The organism is Aeromicrobium erythreum, from assembly GCF_001509405.1.
Taxonomy (GTDB): domain Bacteria; phylum Actinomycetota; class Actinomycetes; order Propionibacteriales; family Nocardioidaceae; genus Aeromicrobium; species Aeromicrobium erythreum.
On the sequence record NZ_CP011502.1, the window covers coordinates 568,887 to 582,006 of the forward strand.

At 73.1% G+C, this 13,120-nt stretch carries 13 protein-coding genes; 7 read left to right on the top strand and 6 right to left on the bottom strand.

Translation table 11 applies throughout. The annotated features are described in order from the left end of the window. Positions 1-19: 19 nt before the first annotated feature. The 6 genes from mnhG to Aeryth_RS02815 are packed head-to-tail and all read right to left on the bottom strand — an operon-like array spanning position 20 to position 6,089. Entirely contained in the window at positions 20-355 is a 336-nt protein-coding gene (mnhG, locus tag Aeryth_RS02790; protein ID WP_067854371.1) for a monovalent cation/H(+) antiporter subunit G, read from the bottom strand. Next, positions 352-630 carry an MrpF/PhaF family protein gene (locus tag Aeryth_RS02795; RefSeq protein ID WP_067854374.1) on the bottom strand — a complete coding sequence of 93 codons (279 nt, stop codon included), beginning with the start codon at positions 628-630 and terminating at the stop codon, positions 352-354. The genes mnhG and Aeryth_RS02795 overlap by 4 nt, the downstream gene beginning before the upstream one ends. Then, on the bottom strand, positions 627-1,160 hold the full coding sequence (locus Aeryth_RS02800; RefSeq protein WP_083516206.1) for a Na+/H+ antiporter subunit E: 534 nt from the start codon (positions 1,158-1,160) through the stop codon (positions 627-629). The genes Aeryth_RS02795 and Aeryth_RS02800 overlap by 4 nt, the downstream gene beginning before the upstream one ends. Beyond that, positions 1,157-2,764 carry a Na+/H+ antiporter subunit D gene (locus tag Aeryth_RS02805; RefSeq protein WP_067854381.1) on the bottom strand — a complete coding sequence of 536 codons (1,608 nt, stop codon included), beginning with the start codon at positions 2,762-2,764 and terminating at the stop codon, positions 1,157-1,159. Before Aeryth_RS02805 ends, Aeryth_RS02800 begins: the two co-directional genes overlap by 4 nt. Next, positions 2,761-3,180 carry a Na(+)/H(+) antiporter subunit C gene (locus Aeryth_RS02810; protein WP_067854384.1) on the bottom strand — a complete coding sequence of 140 codons (420 nt, stop codon included), beginning with the start codon at positions 3,178-3,180 and terminating at the stop codon, positions 2,761-2,763. Before Aeryth_RS02810 ends, Aeryth_RS02805 begins: the two co-directional genes overlap by 4 nt. Beyond that, on the bottom strand, positions 3,177-6,089 hold the full coding sequence (locus tag Aeryth_RS02815) for a Na+/H+ antiporter subunit A (protein WP_067854387.1): 2,913 nt from the start codon (positions 6,087-6,089) through the stop codon (positions 3,177-3,179). The genes Aeryth_RS02810 and Aeryth_RS02815 overlap by 4 nt, the downstream gene beginning before the upstream one ends. A 114-nt stretch (positions 6,090-6,203) precedes the next feature. Between Aeryth_RS02815 and Aeryth_RS02820 the strand changes: the two genes are divergently transcribed. The 7 genes from Aeryth_RS02820 (at position 6,204) to Aeryth_RS02850 (ending at position 13,111) form a co-directional block, all read left to right on the top strand. Beyond that, positions 6,204-7,271, top strand: a complete 1,068-nt coding sequence (locus Aeryth_RS02820; RefSeq protein WP_067854390.1) for a zinc-dependent metalloprotease — start codon at positions 6,204-6,206, stop codon at positions 7,269-7,271. A 12-nt stretch (positions 7,272-7,283) separates the two neighbouring features. Beyond that, on the top strand, positions 7,284-8,219 hold the full coding sequence (gene tilS, locus Aeryth_RS02825; RefSeq protein ID WP_067854393.1) for a tRNA lysidine(34) synthetase TilS: 936 nt from the start codon (positions 7,284-7,286) through the stop codon (positions 8,217-8,219). Positions 8,220-8,304: 85 nt separating this feature from the next. Next, positions 8,305-8,862, top strand: a complete 558-nt coding sequence (hpt, locus tag Aeryth_RS02830; RefSeq protein WP_067854396.1) for a hypoxanthine phosphoribosyltransferase — start codon at positions 8,305-8,307, stop codon at positions 8,860-8,862. A 181-nt stretch (positions 8,863-9,043) separates the two neighbouring features. After that, positions 9,044-11,086 (top strand): ATP-dependent zinc metalloprotease FtsH, encoded by a 2,043-nt coding sequence (ftsH, locus tag Aeryth_RS02835; RefSeq protein ID WP_067854399.1) that lies wholly within the window; start codon positions 9,044-9,046, stop codon positions 11,084-11,086. Between the two features lie 103 nt (positions 11,087-11,189). Continuing rightward, a complete protein-coding gene (gene folE / locus Aeryth_RS02840; RefSeq protein ID WP_067854402.1) occupies positions 11,190-11,765 on the top strand; it encodes a GTP cyclohydrolase I FolE in 576 nt (191 codons plus the stop codon). Between the two features lie 88 nt (positions 11,766-11,853). Then, positions 11,854-12,672 carry a dihydropteroate synthase gene (gene folP / locus Aeryth_RS02845; protein WP_067861247.1) on the top strand — a complete coding sequence of 273 codons (819 nt, stop codon included), beginning with the start codon at positions 11,854-11,856 and terminating at the stop codon, positions 12,670-12,672. Then, on the top strand, positions 12,662-13,111 hold the full coding sequence (locus Aeryth_RS02850; RefSeq protein ID WP_067854405.1) for a nuclear transport factor 2 family protein: 450 nt from the start codon (positions 12,662-12,664) through the stop codon (positions 13,109-13,111). The genes folP and Aeryth_RS02850 overlap by 11 nt, the downstream gene beginning before the upstream one ends. The last annotated feature ends 9 nt before the right edge of the window (positions 13,112-13,120 follow it).

Below are 13,120 nucleotides of genomic sequence, written 5' to 3' on the forward strand. Positions count from 1 at the left end.
AGTGTCCGAAACGGGGGGACTACGCGTCGTCGAGGTCGTTGCGCTCGAGGCGGGCGGTGTCGGCGATGCCGGTGCGGAACGCGGCGCGCGCGACCATGTGCGCCGACACCGGGGCCGTGACGAGCTGGAACAGCGCGACGAGGGCGATGATCGTCAGCGCGCCGGGGTCGCGGACGCGCAGCGCCAGGCCCGCGAGCACCAGCAGGAGGCCGAGGGTTTGCGGCTTCGTGGCCGCGTGCATGCGGGTCAGCACGTCCGGGAACCGCACCAGACCGATCGCGGCCACCAGCGCCAGTGCGCTGCCCAGCAGCAGCAGCGCCCCCGACGCGACGTCGACGAGCAGGTCGGTCGTCATGCGTCCTCCCGGGGAGCGTCGATGTCGCGGGCGGCGAACCGGGCGATGCTCACCGAGCCCAGGAACCCGACCAGGGCCAGCGCGAGCAGCACGGGCGCCGTGTCGACGTGGCCGGCGATCGCCGCCTCGACGCCGACGGCGGACAGGCAGGCCGCGACGAAGACGTCGGCCGCGACCGTGCGGTCGAGCATCGTCGGCCCGCGGACGATCCGGACCAGGCAGAGGACGCCCGTGACGGCGAGCATCGACGCGCACGCGACGGCGACGGGGATCATCGGGACACCTCCTGCGCGAGGCGACGGTACGCGTCGCGCTCGTCCTTCGGCGCCATCGCCTCGACGACGCGTCGCTCCTGCTCGTGGACGCTCGCGACCGCCCGGTCGAGGTGCTCGGGGGAGCGGGCGTCGAGCACGTGCAGGTAGAGCGCGGGCTGCTCGGGGTCGAGCTCGACCAGCAGCGACCCGGGCACCAGCGACACCAGCTCGGCCGTGACCGTGACCAGCAGCTCGTTGCGCGTCTCGAGCGGCACCCGCACGACGGCGCTGGGCGGCGGCGCGGCCGGGCGCACGGCCAGCCACGACACCTGCACCGACGCGCGCACGAGGTCGACGACGAAGCGCAGCAGCATCGTGAGGGTCGGCCAGGGGCGCAGCGTCCAGCGCCACGGGGCCTGCGGGAACGGGAACAGCATCAGCACGAGCACCGACGTGAGCACGCCGCCCACGACCAGCGTCGGCGTGATCGCGCCCCACAGCAGCAGCCAGATCGCGGTCAGACCGACGACGATCCGCCAGCGCGGCATCATCGGTCGCCGCCCAGGACGGCCTGCACGTACGGCGTGCGCTGCAGCAGCTCGTCGGCGGCGGCGTCGGTGACCCGGAACAGCGGACCGGCGAACACGGTCAGCGCGACCGAGGCGACCACGAGGCCGAGGGTCGGCAGGCCCATGCCGAGCGGAAGCCGCTGCTCCTCGGCGACGCGTGCCCACGACGACGTCTGCTGCGTGCGGGTGGACACGTCGCCACCGCCGTGCAGGGCGCCGTGCGACCAGACGTCGGAGCCGTCGTCGACCACCGACTGGGCGAGGTCGTCGTCGACCGGCTGCCAGAAGGCGCGGTTCCAGACCTTCGCGACGGCGTACAGCGTCAGGAGGCTCACCGCGACGCTGGCCACGACGGCCGTGACGGCCAACCAGTCGCCCGCCTCGATGCCCGCCCGCCCGAGCGCGACCTTGCCGAGGAAGCCGGAGAACGGCGGGATGCCGGCCAGGTTCATGGCCGGCACGAAGAAGGCGACGGCGAGGATCGGCGCCGACCGGGCGAGGCCACCGAGCCGGTCGAGGTTCGTCGTGCCCGTGCGGTACTCCACGAGCCCGGCCAGCAGGAACAGCGCCGTCTGCACGGTGATGTGGTGCGCGATGTAGTAGACGGCGCCCGACAGCGCGAGCTCCGACCCCAGGGCCACCCCGAGCAGCATGTAGCCGATGTGGCTGACGAGGGTGAAGGACAGGATGCGCTTGATGTCGGTCTGTGCGACCGCGCCGAGGATGCCGACGGCCATCGTCAGGATCGCCATGGTGAGCAGCAGCGGTCGCAGGGAGTCGTCGGGGAACAGCAGCGTCTGGGTGCGGACGATCGCGTACACGCCGACCTTGGTGAGCAGGCCGGCGAAGACGGCGGTGACCGGTGCCGGTGCGGTCGGGTAGGAGTCGGGCAGCCAGGCCGACAGCGGGAACACGGCGGCCTTGATGCAGAACACGGTGAGCAGCAGCAGCTGCAGCACGTGCGCGACCGCGGGGTCGAGGTCGCCGAGGCGCTGCGACAGCTGGGCGAAGTTCACGGTGCCGACGGCGGCGTAGATGCAGGCGATCGCGATGAGGAAGATGACCGACGACAGCAGGCTGACCACGATGTACACCGTGCCTGCGCGAATCCGTGCCTCCGTGCCGCCGAGCGTGATGAGCACGTAGCTGGCCGCGAGCAGCACCTCGAACCCGACGAACAGGTTGAACAGGTCGGCCGAGAGGAACGCGTTCGACACCCCGGCGCTCAGCACGAGGTACGTCGGGTGGAACACCGAGAGCGGGGTGTCGCGGCCGTACTCGACGATGCCCTGGCCGAAGGAGTAGAGGAGCACGGCGAGGGTCACGACGGACGAGACGAGCAGCATCAGCGCCGAGAGGCGGTCGGCGACGAGGGTGATGCCGATCTCGGGGCCCCAGCCGGCGACCGTCAACGCCTGCGGGCCCTGCGTGTCGGCGCGGTACAGCAGCACCGACGCGGTGGCGACCACGGCCGTGAGCACGGCGACGCTGACGATGCGCTGGGCGCGCGCCGACCGGCCGAGCACGAGGCACAGGCCCGCACCGAGCAGCGGGAGGAGCACGGGCAGGACGACGAGCTGGGTCATGCGTCGGCACCTTCCTCGTCGGGGACGTCGGTCTCGGGCTCGTCGAAGGAGCTCGACGTCTCGTCGGCCTCCGCGCGCCGCCGGATCAGGTCGTCCTCGACGTCGTCCTTCACGTCGTCGTTGCCCGACAGCTGCCACGACCGGTAGGCCAGGGCCAGGCCGAACGCGCTCACGCCGAGGGTGATGACGATCGCCGTGAGCGCCATGGCCTGGGGGAGCGGGTCGGTGATGCCGCCGCGGCCGACGATCGGCGGCGCGCCGCTGGGGCCGGACGCCACGAGGAACAGCAGGTTGACGCCGTTGCCGACCATGACGAAGCCGACCAGGATCCGGCTGAGGCTGCGCTCGAGCATGAGCGTGGTGCCGCAGCCGACGAGGACGACGATGGCGAGCACGAGGGCGAGGTCGACGGTCATGCGGGCGCTCCTCCCCGCGACGGAGCGCTGGTGCACTCCTCGGACAGGCCGGAATCGGTGTGGCCCTGCTCGCCGTGGCGGTCGATCCCGCCGCCCAGGCTGCGCAGGACGTCGAGCGCCAGGCCGACGACGACGAGGTAGACGCCGACGTCGAACGCGACCGACGTGACCACGTGCACCTCGCCGAGCAGCGGCACCGGGATGTCGAAGACGCCGCTCTGGAAGGTGTTGGCGCCCACGAGCACCGGCACGATCCCCGACAGCGCGGCGACGGCCAGGCCCGACCCCAGCACCACGCCGGCGTCGACGGGAGCCGCGGCGTCGAGCTCGCGCCGGCCGCCGGCGAGGTAGCGCACCGCCAGCGCGAGGCCCGCGACCAGACCGCCCGCGAAGCCGCCTCCGGGCGTGTAGTGCCCCGTGAACATCAGGTAGACCGAGAAGATCATCAGCACCGGGAACACGGCGCGGGCGACCACCTCGAACACGACGGAGCGGCGCACGTCCTCCAGGGCCACGGCGCCCGGCAGCCAGCCCTGGCGCTCGTCGCTCGGTCCGGGCCGGGCGCGACGCGTCTCGCGGTGGGACTGCGCACGGTCGGTGATGAGGAAGATGAGGCTCGCGATGCCCGTCGCCGCGACGACGAGCACCGCCAGCTCGCCGAACGTGTCCCACACGCGGATGTCCACGAGGGTGATGTTGACGATGTTCTCGCCGCCGCCGAACTCGTAGGCCGGCCCCTCGAAGGCGCGACCGATGGGCGACGCCGTCCGGGCGTTGGCCGCGACGACGGCGTACGCACCCACCGCGAGCCCGGCGGTCGCGCCGATCGCGATGCGCACGCGTCGGGTGACGGTGAAGGGCCGGTCGGAGAAGAACGGGGTGAAGCGACGCAGCACGAGCACGAACGTCACGAGCGCGAAGGTCTCGACGAGCACCTGGGTGAGCGCGAGGTCGGGGGCGCCGTGCAGCACGAACAGCAGGGCCGTGCCGTAGCCGGTCACCCCGAGCAGGAGCACGGCTCGCAGCCGGCGGCGCGAGCGCACGGTCAGCAGGGCGGCCGCGCACACGAGCGCCACGGTGGCCACCCGCAGGGCGTCGTCGGGGCCGAACGTGCTGCCGTCGCCGACGGAGACGTCGGGCGTGCCCCACGCGCGCACCGCGGCGGTGCCCGGGACGACGACGAGCACGACGAGCACGATGCCCAGGTAGAAGGGCAGCGAGCCGCGCTGCGTGAAGCCGGTGACCTCGATGCTGGCGCGGTCGACCCCGCGCACGATCGCGTGGTAGCTGCGCTCGGCGTCGGGCAGGTGCAGCCGCTCGACGAGCGTCGCCTGCAGACGTGCCACGGGCCGACGCAGCAGCCAGAGGGCGAGACCCCCGACCACCACCACGACCGACAGCCAGAGGGCCGGGGTGAACCCGTGCCAGAGCGTCAGGACGGGTGCGTGCGCGCCGTCGGCGAACACGTCGCTGTAGGACTCGATGCGCGGGGTGAGCGCCCCGCCCGCGAAGCCCGCCGCCAGGCCGAGGACCGACAGGACGACCGGCGAGGCCTGGAACATCGCACCGGGCGGGGTCAGCGGCGGGGCCGCGACCTGCTTCGTGCCGAACGTGCCCCACACGAACCGCGCGGTGTAGGCGACGGTGAGGACCGAGCCGACCACGAGGCCCGCGAGGGCGAGCGTGCCCCAGCCGCCGATGCCGGCGTCGTCGCCGAGGTCGACGAAGGCCGCGAGCGCGGCCTCCTTCGTGGTGAACCCGAGGAGCGGGGGCAGGCCCGCCATCGACGCGGCGGCCAGCACGGTGGCCACGAAGAGGACGGGCAGGGAGCGGGCGAGGCCGGTGAGCTCGCGCAGGTCGCGCGTGCCGACGCTGCGGTCGACCACGCCCACCACGAGGAACAGGGTCGACTTGAACAGCGCGTGGCCGAGGACGAGCGACAGCCCGGCGAACGCCGCCGCGCGGGTGCCGGCGCCTGCGACCGCCACCAGGAAGCCGAGCTGGCTCACCGTGCCGTAGGCGAGGAGCAGCTTGATGTCGTGCTGGCGCAGCGCCCGCAGGCCGCCGACGATCATCGTGACGATGCCGAGCGTCAGCAGTACCGGACGCCAGCCCGGGGTGTCGGCGAACGCGGGCGCCAGGAGCAGGACGAGGAACACGCCGGCCTTCACCATGGCCGCGGCGTGCAGGTAGGCGCTGACGGGGGTGGGTGCCGCCATGGCCCCCGGGAGCCAGAAGTGGAACGGTGCCAGCGCCGACTTGCTGAGCGCGCCGACGAGGAGCAGCGCCACGGCGGCGGTGACGGCGGGCCCGGACGGCGGGTCGGCGACGACCTCGCTCAGGCGGGGGGTGCCGGTCTGCGCGTGCAGCACGAAGAGGCCGACGAGCATCGAGAGCCCGCCGAACGTCGTGACGAGGAGGGCGTTCATCGCGGCCCGACGGTTCGCGCGGCGCTCGGGGTTGTGGCCGATGAGCAGGTACGACAGGACGGTCGTCAGCTCCCAGAACACGAACAGGACGTACATGTTGTCCGACAGGACGAGCCCGAGCATGGCGCCCGCGAACGCCGTCAGGACGCCGGAGAAGCGCCAGATCTCGGGGTCGCCCTGGCGGAAGTACCAGCCGCAGTACAGCAGGACCAGCGCGCCCACGCCGGTGACGACCAGCGACATGATCGCGGTGAGCGGGTCGAGCACGAGGTCGACGTCGATGCCCACGCTGGGGATCCACGACCACCGCTCGACGACCGGCGCGCCACCGTCGGTGACGTCGAGCGTGCGGGGCAGCAGCCACAGGAACGAGGCGGCCGGGACGAGGGCCAGCACGACGAACGCGCGGCGGTCGAGGAGCCGGGTGAGGGCGGGGGCCCCCGCTGCGGCGACGAGGTGCAGCGCGAGAAGCCCGATCATTGCCGTCATCCTATCGGGCGGCCCCGTGGGACGGCACGTCGTACCGTGGGCGCATGAGCGAGCGAACCGACGGGTCAGCATGACCGCGCCTCAGCGACGGAACGACGTGGCGGCATGATCGACTGGCGCGTCGCGCGGAGCACGGCGACGACCCTCACGCGTCCCGGCCCCGACCTGACGCCCGGCGAGGCCGACGAGGTCGTGGGCGAGCTGCGCGAGGCGGCGGCACGCTCCGAGGGTCCGGTGCGCGACTTCTCCGACCTGCACGCCCCCGACACCGTGCAGGCGCAGGCGCCGGTCCTCGTCGTCGACCGTCCGCGCTGGATCGAGGCCAACCTGGCGACGTTCGAGGTCCTCATGGACCCGGTCGTGGCCAGGCTCGAGCAGGGTCGCTCCGGCGGTGCCGGCCCGGTCGGCGGGTTGACGCGCGCCGTCGGGAGTCGGGTCAGCGGGGCGGAGGTCGGCGGCCTCGTCGCGCTCCTCTCGGGCAAGGTGCTGGGCCAGTTCGACCCGTTCTGGACCGGTCCGCGGGGCGAGGGCGGCCGCCTCCTGCTCGTGGCGCCCAACATCGTCCAGGTCGAGCGCAGCCTCGACGTCGACCCGCACGACTTCCGGCTGTGGGTCTGCCTGCACGAGGAGACGCACCGCGTGCAGTTCACGGCCGTGCCGTGGATGCGTGACCACCTCCGCACGCTGATCGACGAGCTGACGGAGGCCACCGACCTCGACTCCGAGGCGCTGCAGCGCTTCCTCACCGACGGGCTGCCGGAGCTCGTGAAGGTCGTGCGCGGCACGTCCGACGCCTCGTTGGCCGAGGTGTTCCAGAACGAGCGGCAGAAGGCCGTCGTCGACCGCATCACGGGCGTCATGTCGCTGCTGGAGGGCCACGCCGACGTCGTCATGGACGGGGTCGGCCCCGACGTCATCCCGACGGTCGCGACCATCCGCCGCCGGTTCGACTCGCGGCGCAAGGGCGGCAACGGCGTCGACCGGCTCCTGCGCCGGCTGCTCGGCCTCGAGGGCAAGATGCGCCAGTACCGCGACGGTGCCGTGTTCGTGCGCCAGGTGACCGACCAGGTGGGCCTCGCGGGGTTCAACGCGGTGTGGGAGAAGCCCGAGAACCTGCCCGACCGCGCCGAGATCACCGACCCGGCCGCCTGGGTCCGGCGCGTCCACGGCTGACGGGGTCGTCGGGTGAGGCTGCTCGACGCCGAGGCTCGCGGTCGCACGGGCGTCCGGGCCGTCCTCGCCGACCTCGACGGCTCCGTGCCGGTCGTGCTCGGGGTCTCGGGCGGTGCCGACTCCCTCGCGCTCGCCGCGTGCGCGGCCTTCGTGGCCGACCGCGACCGTCGCCCCGTCCGTGCCGTCGTGGTCGACCACGGCCTGCAGGCCGCGTCGACCGACGTCGCCGACCGCGCCGCCGACCAGGTCCGCGGCCTCGGGCTGCCGGCCGAGGTGGTCCGGGTGGTCGTCGGGTCCGCCGGGGGACCCGAGGGCGCCGCGCGCTCGGCGCGACGTGCGGCCCTCCTGGACGCCGCGGGCCCTGAGGGGGTCGTGCTCCTCGCGCACACGCTCGACGACCAGGCCGAGACGGTCCTGCTCGGGCTCGGCCGAGGGTCGGGTCCGCGCTCGCTGGCCGGCATGGCGGCGGTCGACGGCCCGTGGCGTCGCCCCTTCCTCGGCCTGCGCCGCGCCGACACCGAGGCGGTCTGCACCGCGCGCGACCTCCGCTGGTGGGACGACCCGCACAACCGCGACCCGGCCCTGCGCCGCGTCCGCGTGCGTCACGAGGTGCTGCCGCTGCTCGACGACGTCCTCGGCGGCGGGGTCGCCGAGGCGCTCGCGCGTACCGCCGACCAGTTGCGCGACGACACCGCGCTCCTCGACACGCTCGCCGGCGAGGTCGCCGACCCGGCCGACGTCGCGACGCTGGCCGCGCTGCCGCCCGCGCTGCGCTCGCGGGTGCTGCGCCGGCTGGCCCACGAGCTCGGGGCACGGCCGGGCGAGCTCGCCGCGAGCCACCTCGCAGCCCTCGACCGGCTCGTCACCGACTGGCGCGGGCAGGACCGCGTCGAGCTGCCCGGTCACGTCGCGGTCCGCCGCGCCGACGGGCGGCTGCACGGGCCCTGACGGTCCGTCGCGCGAGGCTGCTCGACGCGAGGACGGGGGAGGGGGCTGGGCCCCTCGGTGGCCGCTCCTGTGGCAGGCTGGCGTCGTGGACCTCCAGCACGTCGAGTCCGACCTCGACCTCGACCAGACCCTGTTCACCGAGGACCAGATCATCGAGCGTCTCCAGGAGATCGCTCGGGAGGTCGAGGCCGACTACGAGGGCCGCGACCTGCTCCTGGTCGGCGTGCTCAAGGGCGCGGTGATGGTGATGGCCGACCTCGCCCGCAGCTTCGACCGCCACGTCGAGATGGACTGGATGGCGGTCTCCTCCTACGGGTCCGGCACCACGTCGTCCGGGGTCGTGCGCATCCTCAAGGACCTCGACGCCGACATCTCCGGTCGCCACGTCCTCATCGTCGAGGACATCATCGACACCGGCCTGACCCTGTCGTGGCTCGTCACCAACCTGCGCTCGCGCGGCCCGGCGTCGGTGGAGATCGCCACCCTCCTGCGCAAGCCCGACGCCCTGCAGATGGAGGTCGACGTGAAGTACGTCGGCTTCGACATCCCCAACGCCTTCGTCGTGGGCTACGGCCTCGACTACGCCGAGCGCTACCGCAACCTGCGCAGCATCGGCACGCTCGCCCCGCACGTCTACTCCTGACCGGGGAGCGCGCTGCGCCGGACGGCGGACCTACCGCGGGAACGCCGGGGGTGTCCATGACGTTGCAGGAGTGGGAGATCGGCGGGTCGGGATTCCCCCCGGCGTGTACGGTTCCCTGTGTCGGCGGGGGAGTCCGCCGACCGAGCACACGAGGAGGAGTGGCCCGTCTGCGGGCCGTGCCATGAACGCCAAGCGCCTGTTCCGCGGTCCCTGGGTGTGGATCGTCCTCATCCTCGTCCTCGTCGTCGTCACCCTCCAGCTCTCGGACCGCGCCGACGGCTACAAGGAGGTCCGCACGGCCTCGATGGTCGGCTACCTCGACGACGGCCGGATCAGCGAGGTCACGTTCGTCCAGGGCGACCAGGACATCCAGGCCACGCTCGACGACGGCACCAAGGTGCGCGCCAAGTTCCTCGACGGCCAGGGCGAGCGCCTCATCGAGAAGGCCGAGGCGCAGGTCGCGGCCAAGAAGCTCAAGACCTTCGACGTCAAGGTCCCCACGACCGGGTTCCTGACCTACCTGGCCAGCTCGATCCTGCCGATCCTGCTGCTCGTCGGCATCTTCCTGTTCTTCATGTCCCGCTTCCAGGGCGGCGGCGGTGGCGTCATGAAGTTCGCCAAGTCGCGCGCCAAGCTGATCACGAAGGACACCCCGCAGACCACGTTCGCCGACGTCGCCGGCTGCGACGAGGCCATCGAGGAGCTCGGCGAGATCAAGGAGTTCCTGCAGGAGCCCGCGAAGTTCCAGGCGGTCGGCGCCAAGATCCCCAAGGGCGTGCTGCTCTACGGCCCGCCCGGCACCGGCAAGACCCTGCTCGCGCGCGCCGTGGCCGGCGAGGCCGGTGTGCCGTTCTACTCGATCTCCGGCTCCGACTTCGTCGAGATGTTCGTCGGCGTCGGCGCCAGCCGCGTCCGCGACCTCTTCGAGCAGGCCAAGGAGAACGCGCCCGCGATCGTCTTCATCGACGAGATCGACGCCGTCGGACGCCACCGCGGCACCGGCATGGGTGGCGGCCACGACGAGCGCGAGCAGACCCTCAACCAGCTCCTCGTCGAGATGGACGGCTTCGACGTGCGCGGCGGTGTCATCCTCATCGCCGCGACGAACCGTCCCGACGTGCTCGACCCGGCGCTCCTGCGCCCCGGCCGCTTCGACCGGCAGATCGGCGTCGAGGCGCCCGACCTCAAGGGTCGCGAGACGATCCTCAAGGTCCACGCGCGGGGCAAGCCGATCGGCCCCGGCGTCGACCTGTCCAGCGTCGCGCGCCGGACCCCCGGCTTCAGCGGCGCCGACCTCGCGAACGTGCTCAACGAGGCCGCGCTGCTCACGGCCCGCAGCAACCAGAAGGTCATCACCGATGCCGCGCTCGACGAGGCGATCGACCGCGTCATGGCCGGCCCGCAGAAGCGCACGCGCCTCATGAACGAGCACGAGCGGCTCGTCACGGCCTACCACGAGGGCGGCCACGCGCTCGTCGCCGCGGCGCTCCCGCAGAGCGACCCGGTGCACAAGATCACGATCCTCCCGCGCGGCCGGGCCCTCGGCTACACGATGGTGCTGCCCGACGAGGACAAGTACAGCCAGACGCGCGCCGAGCTGCAGGACAAGCTGGCCTACATGCTTGGTGGCCGTGCCGCCGAGGAGCTGGTCTTCCACGACCCGACCACCGGTGCCGGCAACGACATCGAGAAGGCCACGGGCCTGGCCCGCGCGATGGTGACGCAGTACGGCATGAGCGAGCGCGTCGGTGCGATCAAGCTCGGCAGCGACAACAGCCAGCCCTTCCTCGGCGGCGGCATGGGCATGGGTCACTCCCGCGACTACTCCGAGCGCGTCGCCGCGATCGTCGACGAGGAGGTCAGCTCCCTCATCGCGCACGCGCACCAGGAGGCCTTCGACATCCTCGAGGACAACCGCGACGTGCTCGACGCGCTGGTGCTCGAGCTGATGGAGAAGGAGACGCTCGACAAGGCCGAGGTCGCCCGCATCTTCGAGCCGCTGCGCCGCCGCGAGGTGCGTCCGGCCTGGACCGGCTCCGACACCCGTCAGCCCTCGGACCGTCCGCCGGTCGAGGCTCCCGAGGCCACGCGCCTCAAGGACGCCGAGCCCGACACCGGCATCGTCGTCGGGCCCGACTCCGGTCCCGACGCGCCGCCGCCGTCCGACCCGGCCCAGCCCACCGATCCCGGCCCGCAGGGGCCGATCGGTCCCGGCACCGCCTGAGCGTGCGACCCGACCGGCGCGACGGCATGATCGACGGGCGGGCGCACCGAGCGCCCACCGCACCGGCGCGGCCGGGCCGCGGTACCTCGACAGGAGAACTGGCATGACGGTGGATCTGGCGCGGGCCGAGGCAGCGGTGCGCGAGCTGCTCCTCGCGGTGGGCGAGGACCCCGACCGCGACGGCCTCAAGGAGACGCCGGCCCGGGTCGCCCGGTCCTACAACGAGCTCCTCGCCGGTCTCGACCAGGACCCGCGCGAGGTCCTCACCGCCACGTTCGACGTCGGCCACGACGAGCTGGTGCTCGTGAAGGACATCGAGCTGTGGTCGATGTGCGAGCACCACCTCGTCCCGTTCACCGGCGTCGCGCACGTCGGCTACATCCCGCGCGCGGACGGCTTCGTGACCGGGCTGTCGAAGCTGGCGCGCCTCGTCGACGTCTTCGCCCGCCGCCCGCAGGTGCAGGAGCGGCTCACCACCCAGATCGCCGACGCGCTCACCGACGTGCTCGAGCCGCGCGGCGTCATCGTCGTCATCGAGGCCGAGCACCTCTGCATGGCCATGCGCGGCGTCCGCAAGGGCGGCGCGCGCACGGTCACGAGCGCGGTCCGCGGCCAGCTGCGCGACCCCGCCACCCGTGCCGAGGCGATGGGCCTGATCACCGCCGGGACGCGCCGGTGACGGAGCCCGTCCCGTGACGTCACCGACCCCGCACGGCCCCACCGTGGACGGCCCCACCCTGCTGGAGCCGATCGGGCGCTGCCGGGTCATGGGCGTCGTCAACGTCACGCCCGACTCCTTCTCCGACGGCGGACGCTGGTTCGACCCGGCCCGCGCCGTGCAGCACGGCCGCGAGCTCGTGGCGGCGGGCGCCGACGTCGTCGACGTCGGTGGGGAGTCCACCCGGCCCGGCGCGGTGCGCGTCGACCTCGACGAGGAGCTGCGACGCGTCGTCCCGGTCGTGCGTGCCCTCGCCGACGAGGGGCACGCCGTGTCCGTGGACACGATGCGGGCCGCGGTGGCCGAGGCGGCGCTCGACGCCGGAGCAGCCCTGGTCAACGACGTCTCCGGCGGTCGCGCCGACCCGGCCATGGTCCCGCTGGTGGCCGAGCGCGACGCGCCCCTGGTGCTGATGCACTGGCGCGGGCACTCCGACCGGATGCAGGACCTCACGCACTACGACGACGTCGTCGCCGACGTGCTGCAGGAGCTGCGCGACCGCATCGACGACGCCCTCGCCGCGGGGGTCGACGCGGAGCGCATCGTCGTCGACCCCGGCCTCGGGTTCTCCAAGACCGGCGCCCAGAACTGGACCGTGCTCGGCGACCTCGCCGCGTTCGTCGGGCTGGGGCACCCCGTGCTCGTGGCCGCGAGCCGCAAGCGCTTCCTCGGCGAGCTGCTCGCCGACCCCGACGGGACGCTGCGCCCCACCGAGGGTCGGGAGTCCGCCACGCTGGCGCTGACCACCCTCGCCGCGCTGCACGGCGCCTGGGCGGTGCGCGTCCACGAGGTCGCGGCCTCGGTCGACGCCGTGCGCGTCGTCGCCCGGGTCGCCCAGGAGCAGGACGGGGCCCACCATGGCGCGTGAGGTGCTCGTGCGGCACCGCGCGTTCTACGACGCGGTGGAGTCCGGCGACGTCGACCTGATGGCCTCGCTCTGGGTCGACTCGCCCAGCGTCACCTGCGTGCACCCCGGCGCCGAGGCCCTGGAGGGCACCGAGACGGTGCTGAGGTCCTGGACGCTGCTCATGGCCAACGTCGAGTACATCCAGTTCTTCCTCACCGACGTCCAGGTCGCCTGGCCACTCGGCCCGGACGCCGACCTCGCCGTCGTCACCTGCACCGAGAACATCCTGTCGGGCGAGGGCACCGAGTCGCCCGAGCAGTTCGCGGGTGGCAAGGCCGTCTGCACGTCCGTGCTCGTCCGCTCCGGCGGGGACTGGCGGTTCTGCTCGCGGCACGCGTCGCCCGTGCTCGACATCGACCCCGAGGCCCCGCAGGAGCCCGGGATGACCGACCCCGCCTGAGGAGGCACC

What these genes read in the sequence shown, in the direction of transcription:
- mnhG (WP_067854371.1), bottom strand. Translation starts at nt 355, where the DNA reads ATGACGACCGACCTGCTCGTCGACGTCGCGTCGGGGGCGCTGCTGCTG.
- Aeryth_RS02795 (WP_067854374.1), bottom strand. Translation starts at nt 630, where the DNA reads ATGATCCCCGTCGCCGTCGCGTGCGCGTCGATGCTCGCCGTCACGGGC.
- Aeryth_RS02800 (WP_083516206.1), bottom strand. Translation starts at nt 1,160, where the DNA reads ATGATGCCGCGCTGGCGGATCGTCGTCGGTCTGACCGCGATCTGGCTG.
- Aeryth_RS02805 (WP_067854381.1), bottom strand. Translation starts at nt 2,764, where the DNA reads ATGACCCAGCTCGTCGTCCTGCCCGTGCTCCTCCCGCTGCTCGGTGCG.
- Aeryth_RS02810 (WP_067854384.1), bottom strand. Translation starts at nt 3,180, where the DNA reads ATGACCGTCGACCTCGCCCTCGTGCTCGCCATCGTCGTCCTCGTCGGC.
- Aeryth_RS02815 (WP_067854387.1), bottom strand. Translation starts at nt 6,089, where the DNA reads ATGATCGGGCTTCTCGCGCTGCACCTCGTCGCCGCAGCGGGGGCCCCC.
- Aeryth_RS02820 (WP_067854390.1), top strand. Translation starts at nt 6,204, where the DNA reads ATGATCGACTGGCGCGTCGCGCGGAGCACGGCGACGACCCTCACGCGT.
- ftsH (WP_067854399.1), top strand. Translation starts at nt 9,044, where the DNA reads ATGAACGCCAAGCGCCTGTTCCGCGGTCCCTGGGTGTGGATCGTCCTC.
- folE (WP_067854402.1), top strand. Translation starts at nt 11,190, where the DNA reads ATGACGGTGGATCTGGCGCGGGCCGAGGCAGCGGTGCGCGAGCTGCTC.
- folP (WP_067861247.1), top strand. Translation starts at nt 11,854, where the DNA reads ATGGGCGTCGTCAACGTCACGCCCGACTCCTTCTCCGACGGCGGACGC.
- Aeryth_RS02850 (WP_067854405.1), top strand. Translation starts at nt 12,662, where the DNA reads ATGGCGCGTGAGGTGCTCGTGCGGCACCGCGCGTTCTACGACGCGGTG.